The 25,021-nt window shown below is 68.9% G+C and carries 21 protein-coding genes and 1 riboswitch; of the genes, 15 read left to right on the top strand and 6 right to left on the bottom strand.

The window, feature by feature from the left end; all coding sequences use genetic code 11:
• The first annotated feature begins 7 nt into the window (after positions 1–7).
• Entirely contained in the window at positions 8–2,062 is a 2,055-nt protein-coding gene (locus tag FB475_RS34145; RefSeq protein ID WP_141862264.1) for a prolyl oligopeptidase family serine peptidase, read from the top strand.
• Between the two features lie 13 nt (positions 2,063–2,075).
• On the opposite strand, the gene FB475_RS34140 is transcribed toward FB475_RS34145, so the two are convergent.
• Positions 2,076–3,440 carry an aminotransferase class V-fold PLP-dependent enzyme gene (locus FB475_RS34140; protein WP_141862263.1) on the bottom strand — a complete coding sequence of 455 codons (1,365 nt, stop codon included), beginning with the start codon at positions 3,438–3,440 and terminating at the stop codon, positions 2,076–2,078.
• A gap of 16 nt (positions 3,441–3,456) precedes the next feature.
• A riboswitch (SAM riboswitch) is annotated at positions 3,457–3,570 on the bottom strand.
• A gap of 96 nt (positions 3,571–3,666) precedes the next feature.
• Here FB475_RS34140 and FB475_RS34135 point away from each other — a divergent pair.
• The 10 genes from FB475_RS34135 (at position 3,667) to FB475_RS34090 (ending at position 12,544) form a co-directional block, all read left to right on the top strand.
• A complete protein-coding gene (locus FB475_RS34135) occupies positions 3,667–4,035 on the top strand; it encodes a VOC family protein (protein WP_141862261.1) in 369 nt (122 codons plus the stop codon).
• 25 nt (positions 4,036–4,060) lie between these two features.
• Entirely contained in the window at positions 4,061–4,591 is a 531-nt protein-coding gene (locus tag FB475_RS34130) for a DinB family protein (RefSeq protein WP_141862259.1), read from the top strand.
• Between the two features lie 103 nt (positions 4,592–4,694).
• Positions 4,695–4,925 (top strand): hypothetical protein, encoded by a 231-nt coding sequence (locus FB475_RS34125; protein ID WP_141862256.1) that lies wholly within the window; start codon positions 4,695–4,697, stop codon positions 4,923–4,925.
• A 51-nt stretch (positions 4,926–4,976) separates the two neighbouring features.
• Entirely contained in the window at positions 4,977–7,604 is a 2,628-nt protein-coding gene (locus FB475_RS34120; RefSeq protein ID WP_185759561.1) for an FtsK/SpoIIIE family DNA translocase, read from the top strand.
• Positions 7,605–7,608: 4 nt separating this feature from the next.
• Complete coding sequence (locus tag FB475_RS34115) at positions 7,609–8,175, top strand: hypothetical protein (RefSeq protein WP_141862254.1); 567 nt, start codon at positions 7,609–7,611, stop codon at positions 8,173–8,175.
• Positions 8,176–8,283: 108 nt separating this feature from the next.
• Complete coding sequence (locus tag FB475_RS34110) at positions 8,284–9,045, top strand: helix-turn-helix domain-containing protein (RefSeq protein ID WP_238332614.1); 762 nt, start codon at positions 8,284–8,286, stop codon at positions 9,043–9,045.
• A 119-nt stretch (positions 9,046–9,164) separates the two neighbouring features.
• Positions 9,165–10,925, top strand: coding sequence for a MiaB/RimO family radical SAM methylthiotransferase (locus FB475_RS34105; protein ID WP_141862250.1), 1,761 nt, complete (start codon positions 9,165–9,167; stop codon positions 10,923–10,925).
• Complete coding sequence (gene pgsA, locus FB475_RS34100) at positions 10,922–11,545, top strand: CDP-diacylglycerol--glycerol-3-phosphate 3-phosphatidyltransferase (protein WP_141862248.1); 624 nt, start codon at positions 10,922–10,924, stop codon at positions 11,543–11,545. The genes FB475_RS34105 and pgsA overlap by 4 nt, the downstream gene beginning before the upstream one ends.
• 50 nt (positions 11,546–11,595) lie before the next feature.
• Positions 11,596–12,090 (top strand): CinA family protein, encoded by a 495-nt coding sequence (locus FB475_RS34095; RefSeq protein WP_141863120.1) that lies wholly within the window; start codon positions 11,596–11,598, stop codon positions 12,088–12,090.
• Between the two features lie 163 nt (positions 12,091–12,253).
• Positions 12,254–12,544 (top strand): helix-turn-helix domain-containing protein, encoded by a 291-nt coding sequence (locus tag FB475_RS34090; RefSeq protein ID WP_141862246.1) that lies wholly within the window; start codon positions 12,254–12,256, stop codon positions 12,542–12,544.
• Between the two features lie 8 nt (positions 12,545–12,552).
• Here the strand turns inward: FB475_RS34090 and FB475_RS34085 are convergent, their stop codons facing one another.
• The 3 genes from FB475_RS34085 to FB475_RS34075 form a co-directional block, all read right to left on the bottom strand.
• Positions 12,553–13,014, bottom strand: coding sequence for a DUF4262 domain-containing protein (locus FB475_RS34085; protein ID WP_141862244.1), 462 nt, complete (start codon positions 13,012–13,014; stop codon positions 12,553–12,555).
• Between the two features lie 123 nt (positions 13,015–13,137).
• Positions 13,138–13,923 carry an Fpg/Nei family DNA glycosylase gene (locus tag FB475_RS34080; RefSeq protein ID WP_141862242.1) on the bottom strand — a complete coding sequence of 262 codons (786 nt, stop codon included), beginning with the start codon at positions 13,921–13,923 and terminating at the stop codon, positions 13,138–13,140.
• A 4-nt stretch (positions 13,924–13,927) separates the two neighbouring features.
• Positions 13,928–18,565 carry an ATP-dependent helicase gene (locus tag FB475_RS34075; protein ID WP_141862240.1) on the bottom strand — a complete coding sequence of 1,546 codons (4,638 nt, stop codon included), beginning with the start codon at positions 18,563–18,565 and terminating at the stop codon, positions 13,928–13,930.
• A gap of 120 nt (positions 18,566–18,685) precedes the next feature.
• Here FB475_RS34075 and FB475_RS34070 point away from each other — a divergent pair, with 120 nt between their 5' ends.
• Both FB475_RS34070 and FB475_RS34065 read left to right on the top strand, forming a co-directional pair.
• Positions 18,686–19,840, top strand: a complete 1,155-nt coding sequence (locus FB475_RS34070) for an LppM family (lipo)protein (RefSeq protein ID WP_141862238.1) — start codon at positions 18,686–18,688, stop codon at positions 19,838–19,840.
• Entirely contained in the window at positions 19,837–20,031 is a 195-nt protein-coding gene (locus FB475_RS34065) for a DUF3046 domain-containing protein (RefSeq protein WP_141862236.1), read from the top strand. The genes FB475_RS34070 and FB475_RS34065 overlap by 4 nt, the downstream gene beginning before the upstream one ends.
• A 34-nt stretch (positions 20,032–20,065) precedes the next feature.
• Here the strand turns inward: FB475_RS34065 and FB475_RS34060 are convergent, their stop codons facing one another.
• A complete protein-coding gene (locus FB475_RS34060; protein WP_141862234.1) occupies positions 20,066–20,626 on the bottom strand; it encodes a GrpB family protein in 561 nt (186 codons plus the stop codon).
• A 40-nt stretch (positions 20,627–20,666) separates the two neighbouring features.
• Positions 20,667–21,458, bottom strand: coding sequence for a hypothetical protein (locus tag FB475_RS34055; RefSeq protein ID WP_141862231.1), 792 nt, complete (start codon positions 21,456–21,458; stop codon positions 20,667–20,669).
• Positions 21,459–21,709: 251 nt separating this feature from the next.
• Here FB475_RS34055 and recA point away from each other — a divergent pair, with 251 nt between their 5' ends.
• Positions 21,710–22,777 carry a recombinase RecA gene (recA, locus tag FB475_RS34050; RefSeq protein ID WP_141862229.1) on the top strand — a complete coding sequence of 356 codons (1,068 nt, stop codon included), beginning with the start codon at positions 21,710–21,712 and terminating at the stop codon, positions 22,775–22,777.
• A 1,591-nt stretch (positions 22,778–24,368) separates the two neighbouring features.
• Entirely contained in the window at positions 24,369–24,863 is a 495-nt protein-coding gene (locus FB475_RS34045; RefSeq protein ID WP_238332613.1) for a regulatory protein RecX, read from the top strand.
• Positions 24,864–25,021: the final 158 nt, after the last annotated feature.

The raw sequence follows: 25,021 nt of genomic DNA, 5'->3' as shown, positions 1-25,021 counted from the left end.
TGTCAGCATGACCTACCCGGAAAGCCGCCGCGACGATGTGGTCGAGACGTTGCATGGGCACCAGATCGCCGACCCCTACCGCTGGCTGGAAGACCCTGACTCCGCCGACACCCAGGACTGGGTCGACCGGCAGAACGCGTTCACCGAGGCCGAGCTGTCGGGTTACCCGGAGCGGGCCTGGTTCCAGCAGACCATGTCCGCGATCCTGGCCCGGCCGCGCGCCGGGGTCCCGGCCCGGAAGGCCGGCTGGTACTTCGTCGGCCGCAACGACGGAACGCAGGCGCAGGACGTCATCTACGTGGCCGAGTCGCTCGAGGCGCTGCTCGCCGGCGGCCGGGTGCTGATCGACCCGAACCAGCTGTCCGAGGCGGGTACGGACTCGCTCGGCAGCTACACGGTCAGCCCGGACGGCAAGTACTTCGCGTACGGCATCAACGAGAGCGGCAGCGACTGGACGACGTTCCGGCTGCTCGACATCGCCAGTGGTCAGCCGGTCGACGACGTGGTGACACAGTCCAAGTTCAGCGAGGCCGTGTGGCTGCCGGACAGCTCCGGGTACCTCTACCTGCACTACCCGGTCTCCGACGGCAGCGAGGGCACCGAGACCAGCGGACTGAGCAGTGGCCGGCTGACGCTACACAAGATCGGTACGCCGCAGTCCGAGGATCAGCTCGTGCTGCACTTCGAGGACAACAACACCTTCATCACGACCGACGTCACCGACGACGACCGGTACGTCGTTGCCTCGATCACTCGAGGCACCGATCCCGCGACGAAGCTGTGGCTGCTCCCGATCACGTCGGACGGTCTCGGCGAGCCGGTCAAGGTCGTCGACGAGTTCGAGGACGAGATCGTCTTCGTTCGGATGTCCGGCGACCAGCTCGTGCTGCAGACGGATCGCGACGCCTCCCGCGGTCGCGTCGTCCTCTCGACGCTCGACGGGGTCTTCACCGACCTGGTGCCTGAGGGATCGGCCACGCTGCAGTCGGTCCGGCCGACGGAGCACGGGTTCGTCACGCTGTCGCTCGTCGACGCGCAGTCGGTGCTGACCGTCTACGCCCTCGACGGCTCCGGCGCGCAGCCGGTGGACATCTCCGACGGCGCTGTGGTGGGCCTGAACGCCTCGGCGAAGAACGCGGACGTCTTCGTCGGCCTGTCGACGGTGACGGAGCCCACGCTGTCGTACGTCGTCTCCTCCTCGACCGGCACGGCCCGAGCCCTGCCGTCGCTGGTCCGCGGCTCCAGCGACTTCACCCCGCCCGCGGTGGCCGTCGAGCGGCGCGTGGAACCTGGCCGCGAGGTCCCGTACTTCGTCATCACCCGCTCCGACCTGGACTTCAGCGAACCCCGTCCCACGCTCATGTGGGGGTACGGCGGCTTCCGCATCCCTATCCAGACCGACTACCGTCCCGGCTGGCCCGCCTGGTTGGCGGCCGGGGGAGTGCTGGTCATCACGAACCTCCGCGGCGGCGGCGAGTACGGCAGCGAGTGGCACGACGCCGGCCGGCTCAAGAACAAGCAGAACGTCTTCGACGACTTCATCGCGATCGCCGAGCACCTGGTTTCGACCGGCGTGACGACGCCCGATCAACTGGCGGCGCACGGCCGCAGCAACGGTGGACTGCTGATCGGAGCGGTGATGACCCAGCGGCCGGACCTGTTCAAGGTCGCACTGCCCGGGGTGGGCGTGCTGGACATGCTCCGCTTCCACAAGTTCACCGTCGGCGCGGCATGGGTCTCCGACTTCGGCTCCCCGGACGACCCGGACCAGTTCGAGGACCTGCTGGCCTACTCGCCACTGCATCGGGTCTCCGAGGGGACGGCGTACCCGGCAACGCTCGTCGTCACCGGCGACCACGACGACCGGGTCGTACCGCTGCACAGCCACAAGTACATTGCCGCCCTGCAGCACGCACAGTCCGGGCCCGCGCCGATCCTGACCCGGGTAGAGGTCAACACCGGCCACGGCTTCGGCAAGCCCGCCGCCATGATCGCCGCCGAGTGGGCCGACCTACTGGCGTTCGCTGCTCACCATGTAGGTCTCGTACCTCCTGAGCAGTAGGAAGCGCTGCCGACTACCAGATGCGCGGGGCCTGGAGGTCGCGGGGGTCGTCGGAGGGCTGACAGCCGTGGGCGGTTTCTGCGTACTCCGTGCGCGGGCCGGTCGTGGCCAGTGTGCGGACGGCGTTGACGAGGCGGTCGACGTGCTCGCGCGTCGTACCGAGGCCGAGGCTGGCGCGGACCGCCGTACCGTGCTCGGGGGCGTTGCCGAGGAGGTGGCCGACCAGGAGGTGGGCGCAGAACTTGCCGTCGCGGACACCGATGCCGTACTCGGCGCTGAGCGCCGCGGAGACCAGGGTGGAGGTCAGGCCGTCGACGGTGAAGCACACGGTGCCGACGCGGTCGGCCTCCTCACCGAAGATCGAGTACGTCGTGACGCCGTCGATCTGCGCGAGTCCGGTACGGAGCCGGGCGAGCAGGCTGCGCTCGTGCTGCTCGATCGCATCGCGGTGCTTGCTGATCGCGGCACAGGCACTCGCCAGCGCGATCGCGCCGATGACGTTGGGGGAGCCGCCCTCGTGCCGCGCCGGGCCGGTCGACCAGACCACGGTGTCGCTGGTGACCGCGTGGGTCGCGCCACCGCCGTACAGGTACGGGTCGGCGGCGTCGAGCCAGTCGGAGCGGCCGATCAGGGCACCGGCGCCGTACGGCGCGTAGAGCTTGTGACCGGACACCGCCACCCAGTCGACATCCAGGAGGGTGATGTCGACCGGGCGGTGCGGTGCGAGCTGGGCGGCGTCCAGGCAGACCCGGGCGCCGTGCGCCTTGGCCACCTTGGCGATCTCCGCGATCGGGAAGATCTCACCGGTCACGTTCGACGCGCCGGTGACGACGACGAGCCGCGGGCCCTCGGGCGCCTGACGGAGCGCGTCGGCGACGTTCGTGACGGCCTCGGCCGGGCTGGCCGGGGCCTTCAGCCGGACGGTCCGCTCGGCCGGCCAGGGGAGCAGCGCGGCGTGGTGCTCGGACTCGAAGACGATGACGGTCGCGTCCTGCGGCACCGCGTGCGCCAGCAGGTTGAGCGCGTCGGTCGTCTGCCGCGTGAAGATCACCTGGTCTGTGGGGCGCGCACCGACGAAGGCGTGGACCTCGGCGCGGGCCCGCTCGTACCACTGGGTAGTGATGCGCGAGGCGTACCCGTTGCCGCGGTGCACCGAGGCGTACGACGGGAGCGCTGCCTCGACGCTGGCCCGGACGGACTCCAGACAGGGCGCGCTCGCACCGTGGTCGAAGTTCGCGTAATCGGTGACCCGGCCGTCGGCGAGCGGGACCAGCAGGTCCGAGCCGACCGTGCTCGGGATGGTGCCGGTGACCTGGCGGGTGACGGTCGGTCGGGCGGTCGTCGCGCTGGCCGGTTCGAGGATGGAGAGGATCGACATGGTTCTGCTCCCAGGAAGTCCGCGCTTGCCGAACGGGGTATCCGCACGGCCTGGTCTTCACCCGGGGCACCCCACCGCGGAGGAGGGTTGCCGGCCAGCGAGCCGGGGCTTGTCGCTGACACTCATGACCTGCCGAGAACGGTAACGAACAGGCCACGACCCCCGCCAGTGCGAATCTCACATTCCGGGACAACTGCACGTATCCTGAGACGCGCACAATGAGCACATGATCGGACGACTGCACCACCTCGCGATCGACTGCCCGGATCCGCACGCGCTGGCACAGTTCTACTCGGCGCTGCTCGGCAAGCCTGTGACGTACCAGAGCGACGACTGGGTGGTCGTGGCCGACGACGACCACACCTCCGGCCTGGCCTTCCAGCGTGCGCCTGACCATCAGCGCCCACAGTGGCCGAACCCTGAACGGCCGCAGCAGATGCACCTCGACGTCATGGTCGACGACGTCGACGCGGCTGGGGTGGAGGTGCTCGCGCTGGGAGCGCAGCGGTTGGCCGGGAACGTGTACGAGGATCCGGCCGGCCACCCGTTCTGCCTGGTTCCGCGACCTGGCTGGGCGCCGCCCGTGAACCCCTGACCAGGTCGTCGTGTTGGATGTCCCCATGACGTCAGACCCCGCGGTGTGGACCGCCCCTCAGGTCGAGCGGCCCGACGGCTCGCTGACCCCTCCGGAACGCGAACTGCTGCAGGGATATCTCGACTTCTACCGGACCACGCTGCTGTACAAGTGCGCCGGCCTGACCGCGGAACAGCTGGCCGAACGCCCCTCGCCACCGTCGAACCTCTCGCTGCTCGGTCTGATCCGGCACCTGACCAAGGTCGAGCGGATCTGGTTCCGCATCCACTTCGCCGCGGACCCGGCCGAGCCGCTGTTCGCTCCGGAGCTGGGCAAGGACGCCGACTTCGAGTTGATCGACCCGGCCGACGCGCAGGCGGCGTACGACGGTCTGATCGCCGAATGGAAGCTCTCCGACGAGGCGGCCGCGAACCACTCGCTGGACGACCGGTTCACCTTCGGCGGTACCGAGTCGACGCTGCGGATGATCTACATCCACCTGATCGGCGAGTACGGCCGGCACTGCGGCCACGCAGACCTGCTCCGCGAACAACTGGACGGCGTCACAGGCGCCTGACCGTGCCCTTCACCCTGGCCCACCCCGCGGCCGTCCTCCCGCTGCGGTCTGGCTGTACCGCTGGTACCGCCGTACGCCTCCCGTGGTTGCTCGAGGTGACTCCGTGGCGGCATGGGTCCGGTACGTCGTCCTCGGCGCGCTGGTGGTCTTCGCGATCATCGGTGCGATGGTTGAGCTCGGCCGGGCGGACGGTGGCCTCGGCGGGGAAACCGCCGTACGGCTGGTCCTGTCCGGCCTGATGTCAGGCGGCCTGGCCGCGCTCGGCTGGTACGTCGTGCTGTGGCACCTGGGCCGGCTGCTGCGCAGTCGTGATGCGACGGATGAGCCGGTGTGATCGGCGTGTGACACGTGGGACTCGTGGGGTGATCGGGGTAGCCTGAGGAATATGGCGACCCGCACGTCTTCCCCGGCGCGGGCGCAGAAGTCGGCAGCCAAACGGCCGAGCACGGCCCGTTCGGCTGCTGGTGGACGCTCCCGTCCGACAGGCGCCCAGAAGCGTGGGCAGAGCTCCAAGCGTGGTGGATCATCCGCCGCGCGGACCAGCACGCCCAAGAACAGCGGGCCAGGACCGTTCGCGGCCGCCATGCTCGCGCTCGGACGCGGAGTGGTGAAGGTTTGGATCGGCATCGCCCATCTGCTCGGCAGCATGGTGCGGGGGATCGGCCACAGCGCTCGCGACCTGGAGCCGGAACACCGCCGTGACGGCGCCGGCCTGTTCCTGATCGGCCTGGCGGTCGTGGTGGCCGCCGCGATCTGGTGGGACCTGCCCGGCTCGGTCGGCAACGGTGTACGGACCGTCGTCGGCGGCAGCATCGGCATGCTCGGCTGGGCGCTTCCATTGATGCTCGTGGTGATCGCCGTCCGCACCCTGCGGCACCCGGACCGCAACGGCCCGGCCGGTCGTCAGGTGATCGGGTGGACCGCGGTCTGCCTCGGCGTCCTCGGTCTGATCCACATCGCCAACGGGTTACCGCGGCCGAACAACCCGGCCGACGGCCCGCTCCGCGACGCCGGCGGCGCGATCGGGTACTTCATCTCCTCGTTCCTCTCCGACCTGCTCACGCAGTATGTCGCCGCGCCACTGCTGGTGCTGCTGTCGATCTTCGGCGCGCTGGTGATCACCGGCACGCCGGTCTACGCGATCCCGCTGCGCTTCCGCGCGGCCTTCGACGTACTCATGGGCCGCACCGAGCTGCCGCAGGACGCGCCGTCCGTGCAGGCTGCGCCGACTGACGACACGGTTCGCCTGACTCGCAAACAACGCCGCGCGAAGGCCGAGCTCGACGAGGATGGCGAGCCGACCGTCAGGCCGTACGACTCACCGGTGCTCGGTGACACCCCGAAGCGCGGCCGCAAGATCAAGGGCAAGTCCGCCGACGATGACGCCTACGACGTCGACAGCGCCGACGAGTCCGCGGCCATCGCCGTCGGGCCGTCCATCGAGCCGTCGTTCGAGGCTCCCGTTCCGACCAAGCCGTCGGCGCCCCCCGAGCCGCCACCACACACCCCGCTGCCGCAGCGAGTCGAGCAGCTCAGCCTGTCCGGCGACATCACCTACACGCTGCCCGACGGGCAGATGCTGAAGCCCGGCTCGGTGCACAAGGCGCGTACCAAGGCGTCCGACCAGGTCGTCGACCGGCTGACCGAGGTGTTCGACCAGTTCGGCATTGACGCCCAGGTCACGGGCTACACGCGCGGCCCGACCGTCACCCGGTACGAGGTCGAGCTCGGCTCCGCGGTGAAGGTCGAGAAGGTCACCGCGCTGTCGAAGAACATCGCGTACGCGGTGGCCTCGGCCGACGTACGGATCCTGTCGCCGATCCCGGGCAAGTCCGCGATCGGGATCGAGATCCCGAACACCGACAAGGAGATCGTCAGCCTCGGCGACGTGATCCGGTCGGCGACGGCCCGCAACGACCACCACCCGATGGTGGCCGGCCTCGGCAAGGACGTCGAAGGCGGCTTCGTGGTCGCCAACATGGCGAAGATGCCGCACCTGCTCGTCGCCGGTGCCACCGGCTCGGGTAAGTCGTCGTTCGTCAACTCGCTGATCACCTCGATCCTGATGCGTGCGACTCCGGACGAGGTGCGGATGATCCTGGTCGACCCGAAGCGGGTCGAGCTGAACAACTACGAGGGCATCCCGCACCTGATCACGCCGATCATCACCAACGCGAAGAAGGCCGCCGAGGCGCTGCAGTGGGTCGTCCGCGAGATGGACATGCGCTACGACGATCTCGCGGCGTTCGGGTTCCGGCACGTCGACGACTTCAACAAGGCGGTCCGCGGCGGCAAGGTGAAGCCCCCGCCGGGGTCCGAGCGCGTGCTCACGCCGTACCCGTACCTGCTGGTGATCGTCGACGAGCTCGCCGACCTGATGATGGTCGCCCCGCGCGACGTCGAGGACTCGATCGTCCGGATCACCCAGCTGGCCCGGGCCGCCGGTATCCATCTGGTGCTCGCGACCCAGCGGCCGTCGGTGGACGTCGTCACCGGTCTGATCAAGGCGAACGTCCCGTCCCGGCTCGCGTTCGCGACCTCGTCGCTCGCCGACAGCCGGGTCATCCTCGACCAGCCCGGTGCGGAGAAGCTGGTCGGTCAGGGTGACGGCCTGTTCCTGCCGATGGGCGCGAGCAAGCCGATGCGTATCCAGGGCGCCTGGGTCACCGAGAGCGAGATCCGCGGCGTCGTCACCCACTGCAAGGAGCAGCTGCAGCCGACGTACCGCGAGGACGTCACCGCGGCGCCCGGCCCGAGCAAGGACCTCGACGACGAGATCGGCGACGACCTCGACCTGGTGGTGCAGGCGGCGGAACTCATCGTTTCCACCCAGTTCGGCTCCACGTCGATGCTGCAGCGTAAGCTCCGCGTCGGTTTCGCCAAGGCCGGCCGGCTGATGGACATCCTGGAGAGCCGCGGCGTCGTCGGTCCCAGCGAAGGCTCCAAGGCCAGGGACGTCCTGGTCAAACCCGACGATCTCGAGGACTTCATCAGCACCCTCCGAGGAGAGTGAGACCGTGACCGCCGCGAGCGCACTGCCGAGGCAGGACCGATTCGAGCTGGACCCAGAGCCTGTGCCGTTCACCGTGCGCGCGTCCCAGAAGGTGCACGGCGGACTCGCCGTCGGCGCCGCGCTGGTCGCGATCGGGTTCGCCGCGTCCGGTTCGACCAGCCCGACCGGGATCCTGCGCTGGATCGTGGCGGCCGCGTTCGCCGTCCTCGCCGTCGTCTGCGCCCGCGCACTGACAGTGGGGGAGATGCTGGTCGCCGACAAGGTCGGCATCCGGCTCCGCATCGGGGACGAGTGGGTGGGTACCCGGTGGGAGGACATCGAAGAGGTGACGGTGCTGCAGCGCCGGCATCCGCTCGACGACGGGCGGATCGCCGTACATCTGCAGGATCCTGGGCCTGTCCTCGGCGCGCTGCCGAGCTCGACCCGCAAGCTGACCGACGCGAACCGCCGACTGACAGGGTCCTCACTCGCGATACCGTTCGGGTTGACGGCGCGGCCGTCGAACACCGAAGTGGTGCAGGCGCTGCACATGCTGGCAGACGCCCGGTGCCCGGTCAGGGAACAACTCTGACCCGCGCGTGACCCCGCCGTACCGAGGCCGTTGACCTGTTTGAATCGCGTCGACGGTCCGATGACCGACGACCTGCAGCTCGGACGAATCCAGAGAGGACGGTGGGACGTGAGCATCGGCAGCGATCTCACGGCGGCCCGCGAGCGGGCCGACATGACGATCGAGCAGCTGAGCGCCGCGACCAGGATCAGAACCGGGCTGCTGATCGACATGGAGGCCGACGACTTCTCCCGCTGCGGTGGGAACTTCTACGCCCGCGGCCACATCCGCTCGATCGCCCGCGTGGTCAAGGCCGACCCTGCTCCGCTGCTCGCCACCTTCGACGCCGAACACGCCGTCGAGGAGGAGAAGTCCCGTCGCGAGGAACGCGCCGCGGTCAAGAAACCCAAGCTCAACCCGGCCCGCCCACGCTGGGCCGTCGTCGTCGGCGCGATCCTGGTCAGCCTGATGGGCTGGGGGATGGTCCGCCTGTTCACGCTGCCGAGCGACATCGAAGCGAACGCATCCAAGACGGCGACCACCACGGCGACCGTGACGACGCCGACCCCGAAGGCGACGTCGCAGCCCAGCGTCAAGCCCACCAAGAAGCCGTCCGCGAAGCCGCCGGTGCTGAAAACCGAGCTGACGATGACGGCTCGGAACGATGGCACCTATCTGACGGTGCGCGACCGCACAGACCGCAAGATCTTCCAAGGAAAGCTCAGCCCCGGCATCGCTCAGTCGGTGACGAGCGCCGGCGATATCCGCGTCCAGGTCGGCAACCCGAGCAACCTGATCGTCGTACTGAACGGCAAGCGCATCGCCACGACCCTCACCAAGTTCACCGCGCACCCCGACGGCACCCTCACCAAGACCACCTCCAACGCCTGACCGATCGGTCTCCGAAGTTCGTGTATGTGGGGTGCCCGGACGTGGGTGTGCAAGGTACTGAGTTGTGTGTGAGGTGCTGAGTTAGGCGGGGACGTGTACGGCGCGTCATACTCGTGGGGATGACTACGCAACCCACCACCGTCGCCCTGGTCACGCTGGGCTGTGCCCGCAACGATGTCGACTCCGAAGAACTGGCCGGTCGCCTGGAAGCCGGCGGCTTCCGCCTCGTCGACGACGCCGCCGAGGCAGACACCGTGGTGGTGAACACGTGCGGCTTCGTCGAAGCCGCCAAGAAGGACTCGGTCGACACCCTGCTGGCTGCCGCCGACTACAAGGAGTCCGGCCGCACCCAAGCAGTCGTCGCAGTCGGTTGCCTGGCCGAACGGTACGGCGAACAGCTCGCCGAAGCCCTCCCCGAAACCGACGCGGTCCTCAGCTTCGACGACTACACCGACATCTCGGACCGCCTCCGAGCCATCCTCGCCGGCACCAAGCACCACCCGCACACCCCCCGAGACCGCCGCAAACTCCTCCCCCTGGCCCCCGCCGACCGCCACACCGCCCCACCCGTATCCCTCCCCGGCCACGGCGACACCCCCCAACCCTCCAACGCGCCCACCCCCGACGACGCAGCCGCCACAAACGGGACCGCCAACGGCGCAGCAGCCACCGGGGCCGCCAACGGCGCAGCAGCCACCACCGGCCCGGCCACTGGCGGCCCGGCCACGACCGCCCCAGGTCGTGCGGTTGGTGATCACATCCCCGACGCGCTCCGGCCCGCGGGATCCGCGGCGCCGGCCGGGCTGAAGGGTCGGTTCGTCACCGGCGCCCCGGAAGAGCTGAAGATCGACGCCCCCGACCTCGCCGCCGCCCCCGCCAGCGGTCCGCGCGTCATGCGCCGCCGCCTCGACGGCGGCCCGATGGCGCCGCTCAAGCTCGCCTCCGGCTGCGACCGCCGCTGCGCGTTCTGCGCGATCCCGATGTTCCGCGGCGCGTTCATGTCCCGCCGCCCCGCCGAAGTACTCCGCGAAGCCGAGTGGCTGGCCGAGAACGACGTACGCGAACTGTTCCTCGTCTCCGAGAACTCCACCTCGTACGGCAAGGACCTCGGCGACCTCCGCCTGCTCGAAACGCTCGTCGGCGAGATCGCCCAGGTCCCCGGCATCATCCGCGTACGCGTCTCCTACCTCCAGCCCGCCGAGATGCGTCCCACGCTGATCGCCGCGATGACCGGCACCCCCGGCGTAGTCCCGTACTTCGACCTCTCGTTCCAGCACGCCTCCGGCCCGCTCCTGCGCCGCATGCGCCGCTTCGGTGACTCCGAACGCTTCCTGGAACTCATCGCCCAGGTCCGCGCCGCCGCCCCGACTGCGGGCATCCGCAGCAACGTCATCGTCGGCTTCCCCGGGGAGACGGAGGAAGACGTCGACATCCTGTGCGACTTCCTCACCCGCGCCGGCCTGGACGCGATCGGTGTGTTCGGCTACTCCGACGAGGACGGCACCGAAGCCGAAACCTACGACGGCAAACTCGACGAAGACACCATCGCGGCCCGCCTCGACCGCGTGACCCGCCTGGCCGAGGACCTGACCTCGGCCCGCGCCGAGTCCCGCATCGGCGAACTCATCGAGGTACTCGTCGAAACCCTCGAAGCCCCGTCCAGCGACGCATCCACCGGAATGACCGGCGAAGGCCGAGCGGCGCACCAGGGGCCTGAGGTGGACGGTACGACGACGGTGACGGGTCTTCCGGAGGGAATCCGGGTCGGGGATCTGGTGTCCGCGAAGGTGGTGGCGAGCGACGGGGTCGACCTGATCGCCGAGTTCGCGGCCCTCGTGAACACGCCAGACACCCGCCCGGCAGTTAACCTGACCGCGTGACCAATCCGCCGACCAACCCGGCGCCGCGCGCAGCCGGCGGACCACTTCACGCCCCCAGCGCCTGGAACGTGCCGAATGCGCTGACGGTCCTGCGGCTCGTACTGGTTCCACTCTTCGTCTGGCTCCTGCTCCGCGACGGAGGTCACGCCACCGGCGACCGCCTTCTCGCCACCGCCGCGTTCGTCGTCGCGATCGTCACCGACCGCTTCGACGGCGACATCGCGCGCCGCTGGAACCTGGTCACCAACTTCGGCAAGATCGCCGACCCGATCGCCGACAAGGCCCTGACCGGCGCCGCCTTCCTCGGCCTGTCGTACCTCGGCGAGCTCCCGTGGTGGGTCACCATCCTGGTCATGGTCCGCGAGTGGGGCGTGACCGCACTCCGCTTCTGGGTGATCCGCCACGGCGTTATGCCCGCCAGCCGAGGCGGCAAACTCAAAACCGTCCTCCAAGCGATCGCCCTCGGCCTCTACCTACTCCCATGGCAACACCTGGCAGTAGTCCACTGGCCCGCCATAGCAATTATGGCCGCCGCGGTCCTGGTAACCGTCGCCACCGGCATCGACTACCTCTCCCGAGCCCTCCACCTCCGAGCCGCCGCTAAGCGCCCCCTCGAGTAACCTCCCGCGGCGAAAGTCAGTACGGGTATTGATTCGATGTGGAGGTGACGATGGCCGGGGACGGGATTGATGCCGCGGTCGGGCGGTTGGTCGAGTTGTTGCTGGAACGTGGCGTGACGCTGGCGACGGCTGAGTCGTTGACCGGTGGGATGGTGGGTGCGGTTCTGACGGATGTCCCGGGGGTGTCGGCTGTGTATCGGGGTGGGGTAGTGGTGTACGCGACCGATCTGAAGGCCAAGCTCGCGGGCGTGCCGGAGGATCTGCTGGCCGCTGTGGGCCCGGTCCACCCGGACACGGCTGCGGCATTGGCCAGCGGGGTACGGGAGCGTCTGGAGGCGGATTATGGCCTCGCGACGACCGGTGTGGCCGGACCGGACCCGCAGGCAGGCGTCGAGGCCGGAACGGTGTACGTCGCCGCGGCCGGACCCCGCTCGGTACAGGTGCGGAAGCTGCAACTGGCCGGGGACCGGACAGCCGTCCGGCGGGGGAGCGTGCAGGCCGTCCTGGAACTCGGAGCCGCGGTTGTGGCGGAAGAACTCGACTGAACGGGGTGTTGGTACCAGCATGGTGACAGGTAAGGAAGACTGGCACGGCGCACCGAAGGTGGACATTGCGAGAGGTAGTGACCCAGCAACAGGTACCGTTGGTTCCTACGGCCGAGCTACCGTGCGGGTAGACACGGCTGGACAGGCGGAAGGGAGAAACCTCATGGTGCTGGTTCGTGGCCTGCTGGGCGACGTGCTGCGGCGTAAGCGGCTGCGCCAGGGGCGCACTCTGCGCGAGGTATCCGCCGACGCCCGCGTCAGCCTCGGCTACCTGTCCGAGGTCGAGCGTGGCCAGAAGGAAGCCTCCAGCGAGCTGCTGGCGGCGATCTGCATGGCGCTCGACGTACCGCTGTCGACGGTCTTCGCCGAGGTGAGCGAGGATCTGGCCCGCGAAGAGGCGCTCGTGCTGGCACACCCAGCGATCGAGTCCGAGGTCGTGGCCTCGGCCGCCTGAGTCGCGGTTCATCGGGCTCCTCCGTGCGGAGCCTGCCCACTGCCGGTCGGCCGCATGAGGGCCGTCCGGCTCGGCACGACGAGTTGGAGCGCGGGCAGTGGCGGCTGGCCGGGCTGCCGGAACATCGTGTTCGCTGTGTACAAGTGTGTCGCCGAATCCGGGAATCGCAGGAGTTGGGCGGTGTCCGGCGGTGGGAAGAAGCAGGACAGGTCATCGCCCTCGTCGAACTCGGCGCCGGCCATCACAGCCCAGGCAAGCGGCTTCAGGCTCGGCTGCGCGAAGGCCGGCTCGTCGTCGAAGACGATGATCTCCGGATGCTCGTACAGGCTGAGACCGAGCGTGTACCCGAAGGCCGGATTCCGGGCCCCGTCGCCCGAGACGTAGAACATCGCCCAGCCGTACGTCTGGATCTTGTCTTCGAGCTGCCGCGCAAACAGCTCGTCGGTCAGGCCGCCGCACAGGTCGCACATCGCCGTCTCCTCTCTGCTCGAACGTTTGTTCGATGCGCCAGAGAAGGTATCCGGGTTCGGACGCCGCACGGACGTTGTCCACAGGGCAGTTCCCGGCAGATTCCGGCAGATTCAGGAACTGGGTCAGACCTCGGGCTGGCAGGCAGGGCACCAATAGGTGACTCGTTCGCGGGTCGGTTCCCCGAGCTGCCCGGTGAGGATCGTCGTACCGCAGCGGCGGCACGGCTTTCCGGCGCGTTCGAACACCCAGGAGCGCTGCCCGGGCCGGTCGACACCGGTGCTGACCTGGGTGCCGTTGCGGACATTCGCCTTCATCAGCTTCCGGCTGAGATCGACCGCCGCCGGTACGTCGACCGTCGACACCGGCCGCCAAGGGTGCAGACCGAGCAGGAAGCAAACCTCGATCCGATAGAAGTTGCCGATTCCTGCCAGGTTCCGCTGATCGAGCAGCGCTTCGCTGATCGTCCGTCCGCGGTCGGATTCGATGTTGGAGATCGCCGTCGCGCGGTCGAACGAGGGTGACAGCAGATCGGGACCGAGATGCCCGACCACGCTGTCCTCGTCGTCGGTGCTGACGAGATCAAGCACCGGGAGCCGATAACCGACGGCGGTCCAGGGCGCCGTTTCCAGGACGACCCGGATCTCGTGTGCCGGCCCGCCGCGCCATTTCTCACCAGGCCGGTACAGATGCCAGCTGCCGTCCATCCGGAAGTGACTGTGGAGCGTCAGTCCGCCGGACAGCCGCATCAGGATGTGCTTGCCCCGCGCAACGACCTCCAGGACGGTTCGTCCGCTGAGGTCGGTTGTCGCGAGCGATGGCACGCGGAAGTCCGTGCTGACGAGCTCCTGTCCGGCGAGCGCCCGGTTCAGCCGCTTGCACGCCCGCCAGACGGTGTCTCCCTCGGGCATCTGCTCACGCCCGAAGTCGCAGCCCACGCGGCGTCGCGTGGAAGCCGGCCTTGGCCAGAGCGTCCCCGAATGCCGTGTGCCGGACCTGTTCGCCGTCGGCTGTTTCCACGCTGAGCTTGCCGAGCTGGCCGTCCCGGATCGACAACGCCAGCGCGTCGACAGCCGGCTGCAACAGGTCGGGGTCCTCGGTGAAACTGAGCACGGTCCGCCCGCCACGTTCGACGTACACGATCAGCTGTCCATCGACCATCACGACCAATGCGCCGGCCTTCCGGCCCGGTCGGTGTCCGCCGGCGTTCTCACGTTCGGGCCACGGCAGTGCGGCGCCGTACGGATTGGCGGGATCGGACGCGGCCAGTACGACGGCCCGCGCCGTTAGGTCGTCTTCCTTCCGGGGGCGACTCGTCCCGGCCGCGCCGGGTCCAAATCTCCCCGCTGGACCGAACGGACCTTCCGCTTTGGACGTAGGCAGTTCCGCAAGCGCCCGCAATCGGTCGACCGCGCCGGGCAGGGCGAACTGCGCGGCGCCGAGTCCGGCAACGAAGTACCCGCGTCTGCACCGACCGGACTCCTCGAACGCGCTCAGCACCTTGTAGACAGCCGCGAAGCCGCCCGGCGTGCGCTCGGTGATCACCGATCCACGCGTCACGATCCCATAGCGGTCGAGCAATGTCTCGGCCGCGGCGTGCGCGCGGCGCGTCGCGTCCGAACTACGGGCCGGAAGCAACGACCACCGTCCGCCGGCGGTTGGCGGACCGCTGCGTGACGGCATCGACGGACGCCCCGGGCGCGAGGGGCGTCCCGGCCGCGCGCGCGGCGTCGTACGGCGTGTCCGATGACTGCCGCGGCCCCCGCCGACGAGCGACCGGACCGGCGTCAGGGTGTCGTTCGTGAGATATCCGGCCCAGACGAGATCCCACAGGATGGTGACCAGCGCCTCGTCCTCCACGACACCGGAGTTGGAGCCGACCACATCGCTCAGCTGCCGGAAGAAGAACGCACCGCCGCCCGACAGCGCGTCGAGGACGGCCTGATGCGTCTCGCTCAGCTCGAACGCCGGATCGGGATCCGGCAACGTCAGATCACAGTTGTCCGCCAGGTGCAGCGACACCCAACCGTCCGTGCCAGGCAGTGAACCGGATCCGGCCCACACCACCTCGCCGGTCGCGGTCAGCTCGTCCAACATGGACGGCTGGTACCCGGGCACGCGTGACGGCAGCACGATCGACTCGAGTGCTGATGCCGGTACCGCGCATCCGGCGAGTTGCTCGACGGCGGCGAGGAGTACGTCGTACCCACGGCCGCGGCCGCTCGTGATTCCTTGCCAGGCGGGGAGGAAGCGGGCGAGCGCCGACGGATCGACCGGCTCGACCTCCTTCCGCAGTGCGGCGAGCGAGCGCCGCCGCAGCAGGCGGAGCACCTCGCTGTCACACCATTCGAGCGCCATCCCACCCGGCAGGAACTCGCCTTCAACGACTCGACCGCCTGCGCCCAGTCGTCTTAGCGCCTCGTTGACAACCGCAACGCCGATGCCGAGATGCGTCGCGAGATCGATCGCCCGGAACGGTCCGTGAGTCCGTGCGTACCTCGACACGAGGTCGCCCAGCGGATCGGCGACCGGCTCGGCATGCGCTTCGGCGACCCCGGGCGGCAGCGGTACGCCGAGCGCGTCGCGCAATCGCGCAACGTCCTCGAGGACTGCCCATCGATGCTCGCCGGCGATCCGCACCCGTACGACGCGCCGCGCCGCTGCCAGCGAGGTCAGCCAGGTCTCCGCGTCCGAACCGTCGACGCAGCGCTGGATCGCCTCCGGCAACGACAGCGGCCCGATGATCCGCAGTACGTCGAACAGGCCTTCTGCGTCACGCGCGCGACGGTCCTCGGCCAGGCGTTGCAGCTCGGCCTCGGTCCGCAAGACGACCTCGGCGTCGAGCAGCTCACGGAGCTCGGTCCGGCCGAGCAGCTCCGCCAGCAGGCTTTGGTCCAGCGCGAGCGCTGCGGCGCGCTTCTCGGCAAGCGGGCTGTCGCCTTCGTACATGAACGCGCCCACGTAGCCGAAGAGCAAGGATTTCGCGAACGGTGACGCCTCGGAGGTCTCCACCTCCACCACGGAGATACGCCGCTCGCTGATGCCAGTCAGCAGATCCTTCAACGCAGGCAGGTCGTAGACATCCTGCAAGACCTCGCGCAGGGTCTCGAGCACGATCGGGAACGAGCCGAACTTGCTCGCGACACTCAACAGCTGCGACGCGCGCTGACGCTGCTGCCACAGCGGTGACCGCCGACCCGGATTGCGTCGCGGGAGCAGCAACGCCCGCGCCGCACACTCCCGGAACCGCGCCGCGAACAACGCCGATCCGCCGACCTCCGTCGTGACCAGATCCTCGATGTCGGCCGGGTCGAACAGCACCAGCTCCGCGCCCGGCGGCGCCTCGTCCGTCTCCGGCAATCGCAGCACGATCCCGTCATCACCCGAGACCGACTGTGCATCCATCCCGTACCGATCGCGCAGCCGTGCGGCGATCGCCAGTGCCCACGGGCCGTGCACCTGACCGCCGTACGGCGAATGCACGCAGACGCGCCAGTCGCCGAGCTCGTCGCGGAACCGCTCCACCACGATCGTCACGTCGTCCGGCACTCGACTGGTCGCATCGCGCTGCTCGGCGAGATAAGAGACAAGGTTGTTGGCGGCGTACTCGTCGAGACCCGCGCTTCGCGCACGCTCGACCGCCTTGCCGGCCGGCAACGACGCCATCTTCCGGATGAACGCACCGGTCGCCGCGCCGAGCTCGGCGGGCCGGCCGACGGCATCACCCTTCCAGAACGGCAACCTGCCTGGCTGACCCGGAGCGGGGGAGACGAGCACCCGGTCGTGGGTGATGTCCTCGATCCGCCAGCTGGACGCCCCGAGCGTGAACACGTCGCCCACCCGTGACTCGTACACCATCTCCTCGTCGAGCTCGCCGACGCGATGGTTCGTCGACTCACCGACCAGGAACACGCCGAACAGACCGCGATCAGGAATCGTGCCGCCGCTCGTCACGGCGAGCCTCTGCGCACCTGGCCGGCCGGAGATCTCGCCGCTGACCCGGTCGAACACGATCCGCGGCCGCAGCTCGGCGAACTCGTCCGAGGGATAGCGGCCGGAGAGCATGTCTAGGACGCCGTCGTACGCCGATCGGGGGAGCGTCGCGAACGGTGCGCAACGCCGAACGAGAGCGAAGAGGTCATCCACGTTGATCGAGTCCAGCGACACGATCGACACGATCTGCTGGGCGAGCACGTCGAGCGGGTTCGCGGGAATGTGCAGGCTCTCGATCAGGCCTTCGCGCATCCGCTGGACGACGACGGCGGTGTCGATCAGGTCGCCGCGGAACTTGGGAAACAACACGCCACGCGACACCGCTCCGACCTGGTGACCGGCCCGGCCGACACGTTGCAGCCCGCTGGCGACCGACGGCGGTGCCTCGACCTGGATCACCAGATCGACCGCACCCATGTCGATTCCGAGCTCCAGGCTGCTCGTCGCGACCACGCACGGCAGCCGTCCGGACTTCAGATCAGCCTCGATCAGCGCACGTTGTTCCTTGCTCACCGAGCCGTGGTGCGCGCGTGCGATCAACGGCGGCGCGGCGAGCGATCCCCCCGATTGCGCCATCAGTTGAGCCGGCGAGCCCAGCTCCGGAAGCTCCAGCTCGGCGCGCTCGGCAGCGATCTCGTTCAACCTGGCCGTCAGACGCTCGGCCAATCGGCGCGAGTTGGCGAACACGATCGTGGACTTGTGCTGACTGATCAGGTCGAAGACTTGTTCCTCGACGTGCGGCCAGATCGAGGCGTGCTGCTGCGGGCCTGCCGCCGAACCGGACGTCTCCACCTCGGTCGCAGCGAGCTCGGCCATGTCCTCGACCGGTACGACGACGCTCAAATCCCACTGCTTGGCAAACTTCGGCTGCACCACCGTGACCGGCCGCTCGCCGCCGAGGAACCGGGCGACTTCCTCCACCGGACGCACCGTCGCCGACAGACCGATTCGCTGCGCCGGCTTCGGCAGCAGCTCGTCGAGCCGTTCGAGTGTCAGCGCGAGGTGAGCGCCACGCTTGGTCCCGGCGACGGCGTGCACCTCGTCGACGATGACCGTCTCGACGCCCCGCAACGACTCGCGACCTTGCGAGGTCAGCAGAAGGAACAAGGACTCCGGTGTCGTGATCAGTACGTCGGAGGGCCGGGTGGCGAATCGGCGCCGTTCGTTCGCCGGCGTGTCACCGGAGCGGACGGCCACCTCGACGTCGATCGGCGCCTCGCCGAGCCGGCGCGCGGTCTCGCGGATGCCGATCAGTGGGGCGCGCAGGTTGCGCTCGACGTCGACCGCGAGCGCCTTCAGCGGCGATACGTACAGCACGCGGCAGCGCAACTTCGGATCGTCCGGCGGTGGCGTCGTGGCCAGCCGGTCCAGGGCCCACAGGAAGGCGGCCAGCGTCTTGCCGGAGCCGGTCGGGGCGACCACCAGCGCGTCCCGGCCCGCGGTGATGGCGTCCCACGCCTCGAGCTGGGCCGGGGTGGCCGCCTCGAAGACGTCGCCGAACCACGCCCGGGTCGCGGGCGAGAACCGGCTCAACGCGCTGGTCTTCTTCACGCCGACCATCTTGCCGGGTGCCGCCGACAGTTTTCACACACCGGCTCCGATCGGGTTCGTCGCCGACCGTGAGCAGGCGCTTTCCGTCCGGTGCGCCGATTGTCCCCGTCGTCTGGAATGATCGGCGACATGATGAACCGCGTACGCGCAGCCATCGTCGTGGTGGCCTGCCTGATCGGGTTGACCGGGTGCGTCAAGATCGACGGCGACCTGAAGGTCGGGTCGAACGAGACGGTTTCGGGCTCGATGAAGATCGGCGTGGACAAGCAGCTGCTGCAGTCCAGCGGCCAGTCCCTGGACAAGATCCGCCAGCAGATCGAGAGCAGCATCAAGTCGTCCGCGACCGAGGGCGTCACCTGCAAGTCGTATGAGGACAGCAAGTACGTCGGCTCGGACTGCACCTTCTCGAACGTGCCCTTCGACAAGATGGGCGGCGCGAGCGAGGACGGCGTCGGCTTCAGCAAGGACGGCGACAAGGTCACGGTCAAGGTGAACGGCGGTTCCATCGGCAACAACCTGCCGTCGGGCGGCAGCCAGCCGGACGTGAACCTCAAGATCACCATGCCGGGCAAGATCCTCGAGCACGACGACGGAGCCAAGGTCAGCGGCCGGACGGCGACGTACGACAGTCTCGACAAGCTGGGCAAGATCTCGCTGACCTCTGAGGCCAGCAGCGGATTCCCTGCGTGGGCGCTGATTCTGATCATCGTCGTGCTGTTGCTGGTGATCGCCGCGGTCGTGTTCTTCGTTCTGCGCAGCCGGAAGCGCAAGGGGCAGCAGGGGTACGGCCAGCCGTTCCCTGGGCAGTATCCGGGCCAGTACCCGGGCCAGCCCGGGCAGTACGGCGGTCCGCAGGGGCAGTACCCGGGACAGCCGGGTTACGGGCAGCAGTACGGGCCTGGTGGGCAGTACCCAGGTCAGCCCGGGCAGTACGGCGGTCCGCAGGGCCAGCCCGGTCCGTACGGTGGTCAGCCAGGGCAGTACCCGGGCCAACCGCAGCAGGGTCAGCCGCCGTACGGCGGGCAGCCTGGACAGCCGCAGTACCCTGGGCAGCCTCAGCAGGGGCAGTGGGGTCCGCAGCAGCCACCTCAGCAGGGGCAGCAGGGTGGTTGGGGCCGGCAACCAGGGCAAGGACAGCCCGAGCCGACCCGGCCGCCCCAGCAGGGGTACGGACAGCCGCCGCAGCAAGGTGGTTGGGGTCAGCAACAGGGTGGTCCGTCGGCGCCTCAGCAGGGTCAACAGGGCGGATGGGAACCGCCGAAGGATGACGACGGGCAGGCATGAGACTGACTGAGTTCTGGGCACGGATGGATCACCATCTCGGACCTGCGTATGCACGGACCTGGGCAGAGACCCAGGTGATTCAGGAGCTCAACGGCCGTACGGTCATCGAGGCCCTGGCTGACGGCGAGTCCGCGAAGGCGGTGTGGCGTGCCGTCTGGGCGCACCTCAACCTTCCGCCCAGCGAACGGTGATGCCCTAGGCAACGAATGTGGTGGGCGCCGCCCGCTAGCCGGTCCATCCGGTCCGGGCGGCCCACTCCTCGGCAGGTAGATAGACGAGATCGCAGACCGGGTCCTTCAGGTCGCTGTAGTCGCCGATCTCCAGCCTGAGCGTGGCCGCGTGCTGCTTGAATGCGCCGTACGCGCGAGCCGTCTCCGGATGACTGCGCAGATAGTCACGGAACAGCAGGGCGTACCGCTGGTTGGCGCGGCCGGCCACCCGAATGTGCAGGTTGACCCGCCGCCGGTACATCGGCTCGACGAGCATCCGCTTGACCCACTGGGCATCGTCGGCGGGCAGCCCCGGTACCAGGTGATCGCGCCGCGGCGGGCGAAGCTCCCAGTTCGCGGCGACCATCCGCTGCGCCACCTGATCGAGCTCGGACTCATCGGCCACGGTGACCTGGATGTCGAGGATGTCCTTGGCGGGCAGACCCGGTACGGCGGTGGACCCGATGTGGTCGATCCGCTGCGCGAGGTCGCCGAGCACGCCACCGATCGTATACGCGGTCTTCTGATACTGCGCAGGCCAGGTCTCGTCCGGCCGAACGATGACGATCCCAGTCATGCTCAGAATCATCTCAGGACTACGGTGAGCGGCCCAGCGGTCAGACGGGTTTGACCCGGAACACGCTGTTGGTCAGCAGCTCCGCCGCCTCGTATGCCGCCTTCCTGATGCCCTTGCGCTCGTCGAAGAACCCGCCGACGACTCCGACGCCGGGGAGCTTCCCGATGAACCGGGCGCCGAGACTGCCGCGCGGGCGCTCCTCGAAAACCTCGCTGAGCCCGCCGAACAGCTTGCTCAGCCGCCACACCAGCCGGACGCCCTTGCGCAGTCCCATGTCCCTCGAGATCTCGTCCAGCCCCAGTTGCTCGGCGACGTCCTGACCCGCGACCTCGGGGTCGTCGTACTTGAGCACCTCGTCCGGTGTGATCGGTCGGTCGGTCAGTACCCGGGCGATGATCGCCGTACGGTCGGCGTGTTCCTCCACGCCGTACTCGCGGCACACGGCGCCGATCACCATCGCCTGCACGGCGGCGCCGAGGGTGTCCTTCATCGGTAACCGGTCCGCGGCCGCGCCGCTGAGCCGGGGGAGCCCCGCGACGACCGCGGCGAACCCGCCCAGCCGCTCGACCCACCAGTCGCAGCGCTTGGCCAGCGGGAGGGTCGGCCACTCCTCGTGGCCGGGCACCTTCATCTGCAGGAGGCGGTCGATCGCGAGGATCAGGCCCTTCTCGGCGAGGTTCGGCTTCTCCTGCTCGGAGTACTCGGTGAGGTAGCTTCGGATGCCGAACGGGTCCTGGGTTCGGAGTGCGTCGAGAACGTGGTCGATGCCGAGTTCCACGCGGCTGATCGCGAGGACCACGGCGGAATCGGGGACGTCGGGCCGGTCTGTCACGCCCGCAAGGGTAGGGATTTTCCGGGTCAGAACCGCTGTCCGGTCAGGCTTCGGCGTGTCAGTTGTGATTCGAACACGTGTTCGGGATACTTTGGTCTCCGGAAGGTGCTGTGACAGCCGAGTTTGTCCACAGATTCGAAGTGGCGGCGAAAACTGTCGGAGGTAACGAATACCTTCTCTGGCGACAACGAAGTTTCTTCGGGCGGCCGGTGGGCGGCCCCGGATTATCAGATGGGTCAGGTGGCAGTCACATGGCGGGTGCAGCGAGTGCGGAGCGCGCGGTGGCCGATCGCGAGAAGGCGCTTGCGACCGCGCTGACGCAGATCGAGCGGCAGTGCGGCAAGGGTTCGGTCATGCGCTTGGGGGAGCAGAACAGGCCGCCGATCGAGGTCATCCCGACCGGGTCGATCTCCCTCGACATCGCGCTCGGGATCGGCGGTCTGCCGCGCGGCCGCGTGGTCGAGATCTACGGCCCGGAATCCTCCGGTAAGACGACGGTCGCCCTGCACGCGGTGGCGAACGCTCAGCGCGCCGGCGGGATCGCGGCCTTCATCGACGCCGAGCACGCGCTCGACCCGGAGTACGCGCGGAAGCTGGGCGTCGACACGGACGCCCTGCTGGTCTCGCAGCCGGACTCCGGTGAGCAGGCGCTGGAGATCGCCGACATGCTGGTCCGCTCCGGTGCGATCGACATCGTCGTGATCGACTCGGTGGCCGCGCTGGTGCCGCGCGCCGAGATCGAGGGCGAGATGGGCGACAGCCACGTCGGTCTGCAGGCCCGGCTGATGAGCCAGGCGCTGCGGAAGATGACCGGTGCGGTCAGCGGCACGAACACGACCGCGATCTTCATCAACCAGTTGCGCGAGAAGATCGGCGTGATGTTCGGCTCACCGGAGACGACGACCGGTGGTAAGGCGCTGAAGTTCTACGCGTCGGTGCGGCTGGACGTGCGCCGGATCGAGTCGCTGAAGGACGGCTCCGACGTGGTCGGTAACCGGACCCGCGTCAAGGTCGTGAAGAACAAGGTGGCCCCGCCGTTCAAGCAGGCCGAGTTCGACATCATCTACGGTCAGGGCATCAGCCGCGAGGGCAGCCTGCTCGACCTCGGCGTGGATCAGGGCTTCGTCCGTAAGGCGGGCGCCTGGTTCACCTACGAGAGCGACCAGCTCGGCCAGGGCCGGGAGAACGCGCGGAACTTCCTGCGCGACAACCCCGATCTGGCCAACGAGTTGGAGAAGAAGATCAAGGAGAAGATGGGCATCGGCCCGACCCTGGACCAGCCGGCCGAGGCCGCGGCCGAGGTCGATGTCGACTTCTGATCGACCCTCCGCGGGCGGCAGCGCCCGTCGGCAGCCCTCAGCTGCCGACGACGCTGCCCCCGCGGCGCTGTCTCTACCCCACGACGAACGCCTCGCCCTGGCCCGCAAACTCCTGGCCGAAGGCGCCTCCGCACCGACACCTCCCGCGGAACAGCGCACGTCGTACCGTCCTACGGCAACTCAACGCGCGTCCGCGGAGCGTCGTACGACGGGATCGGCTTCGTCGGCCGAGTACGACGATCCCCCGACGGACTCCTCCGGCGCGACGGCGCGATCCGATTCGTCCTCCACCAAGCGAGGCAAGCGACGTGCGCGCGCCCGCGTAACCGATCCGACGGACACCGACGACTTCTTGCCCGACGACGACACAACACGTCGACGTCCAGGCTCCATCAGACGAACCGTCGGATACGTAGATCCCTGGGACGAGCCATCGCCCCCCGCCTCCGAGAAGCCGAGCCACGATGGGAATGCTCAGACCCGGCGTCGCGAGGATGCTGTTCGCGGGGATGCTGAGGGGGCACAGGAGGACGTTCGGCCGACAGCGCGTTGGGTTGTGCCGAAGGTAGAGCTGACCGACCCGTGGGGCGATGACGACGTCCAGAAGGCGCGAACATTCAAAGCGCAAGCCGACGACCGCCTGGCCGAAGCCCGCGCGTTCGCGGACGACGAGCCGTACTCACCGAGTACCCGCCCGCGCCGCGATACGGCTGAGGCTGCCCGTTCCGGCCAGCCCGAGGTCACGCCATCTACTGAACCGCAGGATGGATCACCCGCAGAGCCCAATGATCCGTGGGGGGAAGCCCTCACCCAGCCCGGGGCCAGCAACTCGCCGTCCCGCATCAGCAGCAACCGATCGCACCGTCCACCGACCGAACCAGCGAACCCGGCAGCCGAACGGCGTGCAGTCGCCCGATCGGCTGACGCAGGAACAGTTGCACCTGCCAAGCCCCGGAACGCTTCATCCGCCCGGGCCGGAGTTGACCGTCCCGGGCAGAAGCCCGAACGTGATCCGTCAACGACGAGCCTCGAAGACGATGCCGTAGACACCCACCGGCTCGCTCCCCTCAACGCCGATCCGTGGGCAGCCATAGACGATTCCGTCGAGGCCGTCGAGGCCGTCGAGGCCGCCGGGACTGCCGAGGCCGCCGGGACTGCCGAGGCCGCCGGGACTGCCGAGGCCGCCGGGACTGCCGAGGCCGCCGGGACTGCCGAGGCCGCCGGGACTGCCGAATCCGCCGGGACCGCTGGGGCTGCCGGGGCCGTTTGGGCCGCTGGAGCCAACGGAGCTGCTGGAGCCAACCGAGCTGCCGGGGCTGCCGGGGACACTGGAGATCCTTGGTCTGGTGGTTCTGTCGACGGCGGGCAGCCCGACAACTCTGCCGGCGCGGAACAGCGACGTCAGCCGAGTCAGGGGCCGACGACCAGCCCCTCGATGCCCACAGCTGCTACGGCGGCTGAGCGGGGTACGGAGCAGCGGGGTTTGGGGCGGCGGCGGGTTGGTGGGGGATTTGGGCGGGGGCGGAAGTCGCGTACCGGGGATGAGCCCGAGTTCGATCCGGGGGTTGATCAGGACGCGGATCCGTATTCGGTGGCTCGGACGATCTTGCTGGACAAGTTGACGGGACAGCCGCGGACTCGGGCCGAGTTGGCTGATGTGTTGGCTGAGCGGGAGATCCCGGACCAGGTTGCGGATGAGGTGCTCGACCGGTTTACCGAGGTCGGGTTGATCGACGACGCGGCGTTCGCGAATGCGTGGGTGGAGTCGCGGCATCGGGGACGTGGGCTGGGGAAGCGGGCATTGGCGCAGGAGCTTCGCCGGCGCGGGGTGGATGACCAGTTGGCGCGGGATGCGCTCGAGGAGCTCGACCCTGACCAGGAGGAGCAGACCGCGCGGGAGCTTGTACGCCGGAAGCTGCGGTCGATGCGTTCGCTCGATCGCCAGGTGGCGATGCGCCGCCTGCTCGGAATGCTTGCCCGTAAAGGGTATCCGGGCGGCATGGCCATGACGATCATCAAACAAGAACTCGACGCCGACCACGACGAAGCACCCCTCCTCGACTCCTCCGGCCTAGAGCTCGAGTAACCAACACGCTCCTTCCCGATCAATCCCTCCTGCGTGAACCCGCCACGAAGCCCCAGCCCGATCACCGGCGCGGACTTGGGCTGGTCGGAGCCTCACAGGGTTGAGCTGTCTGTCGGGAATTGTCGGCCTACGAGGGCGGCGGCCGAACCCAGACTGTG

The organism is Kribbella jejuensis, assembly GCF_006715085.1.
In the GTDB taxonomy this organism is placed as follows: domain Bacteria; phylum Actinomycetota; class Actinomycetes; order Propionibacteriales; family Kribbellaceae; genus Kribbella; species Kribbella jejuensis.
Note: the sequence above shows the minus strand (reverse complement) of the source record. Positions and strands in the feature narration are given on the sequence as shown.

What these genes read in the sequence shown, in the direction of transcription:
- FB475_RS34145 (WP_141862264.1), top strand. Translation starts at nt 8, where the DNA reads ATGACCTACCCGGAAAGCCGCCGCGACGATGTGGTCGAGACGTTGCAT.
- FB475_RS34140 (WP_141862263.1), bottom strand. Translation starts at nt 3,440, where the DNA reads ATGTCGATCCTCTCCATCCTCGAACCGGCCAGCGCGACGACCGCCCGA.
- FB475_RS34135 (WP_141862261.1), top strand. Translation starts at nt 3,667, where the DNA reads ATGATCGGACGACTGCACCACCTCGCGATCGACTGCCCGGATCCGCAC.
- FB475_RS34130 (WP_141862259.1), top strand. Translation starts at nt 4,061, where the DNA reads ATGACGTCAGACCCCGCGGTGTGGACCGCCCCTCAGGTCGAGCGGCCC.
- FB475_RS34120 (WP_185759561.1), top strand. Translation starts at nt 4,977, where the DNA reads ATGGCGACCCGCACGTCTTCCCCGGCGCGGGCGCAGAAGTCGGCAGCC.
- FB475_RS34105 (WP_141862250.1), top strand. Translation starts at nt 9,165, where the DNA reads ATGACTACGCAACCCACCACCGTCGCCCTGGTCACGCTGGGCTGTGCC.
- FB475_RS34095 (WP_141863120.1), top strand. Translation starts at nt 11,596, where the DNA reads ATGGCCGGGGACGGGATTGATGCCGCGGTCGGGCGGTTGGTCGAGTTG.
- FB475_RS34090 (WP_141862246.1), top strand. Translation starts at nt 12,254, where the DNA reads ATGGTGCTGGTTCGTGGCCTGCTGGGCGACGTGCTGCGGCGTAAGCGG.
- FB475_RS34085 (WP_141862244.1), bottom strand. Translation starts at nt 13,014, where the DNA reads ATGTGCGACCTGTGCGGCGGCCTGACCGACGAGCTGTTTGCGCGGCAG.
- FB475_RS34080 (WP_141862242.1), bottom strand. Translation starts at nt 13,923, where the DNA reads ATGCCCGAGGGAGACACCGTCTGGCGGGCGTGCAAGCGGCTGAACCGG.
- FB475_RS34075 (WP_141862240.1), bottom strand. Translation starts at nt 18,565, where the DNA reads ATGGTCGGCGTGAAGAAGACCAGCGCGTTGAGCCGGTTCTCGCCCGCG.
- FB475_RS34070 (WP_141862238.1), top strand. Translation starts at nt 18,686, where the DNA reads ATGATGAACCGCGTACGCGCAGCCATCGTCGTGGTGGCCTGCCTGATC.
- FB475_RS34065 (WP_141862236.1), top strand. Translation starts at nt 19,837, where the DNA reads ATGAGACTGACTGAGTTCTGGGCACGGATGGATCACCATCTCGGACCT.
- FB475_RS34060 (WP_141862234.1), bottom strand. Translation starts at nt 20,626, where the DNA reads ATGACTGGGATCGTCATCGTTCGGCCGGACGAGACCTGGCCTGCGCAG.
- recA (WP_141862229.1), top strand. Translation starts at nt 21,710, where the DNA reads ATGGCGGGTGCAGCGAGTGCGGAGCGCGCGGTGGCCGATCGCGAGAAG.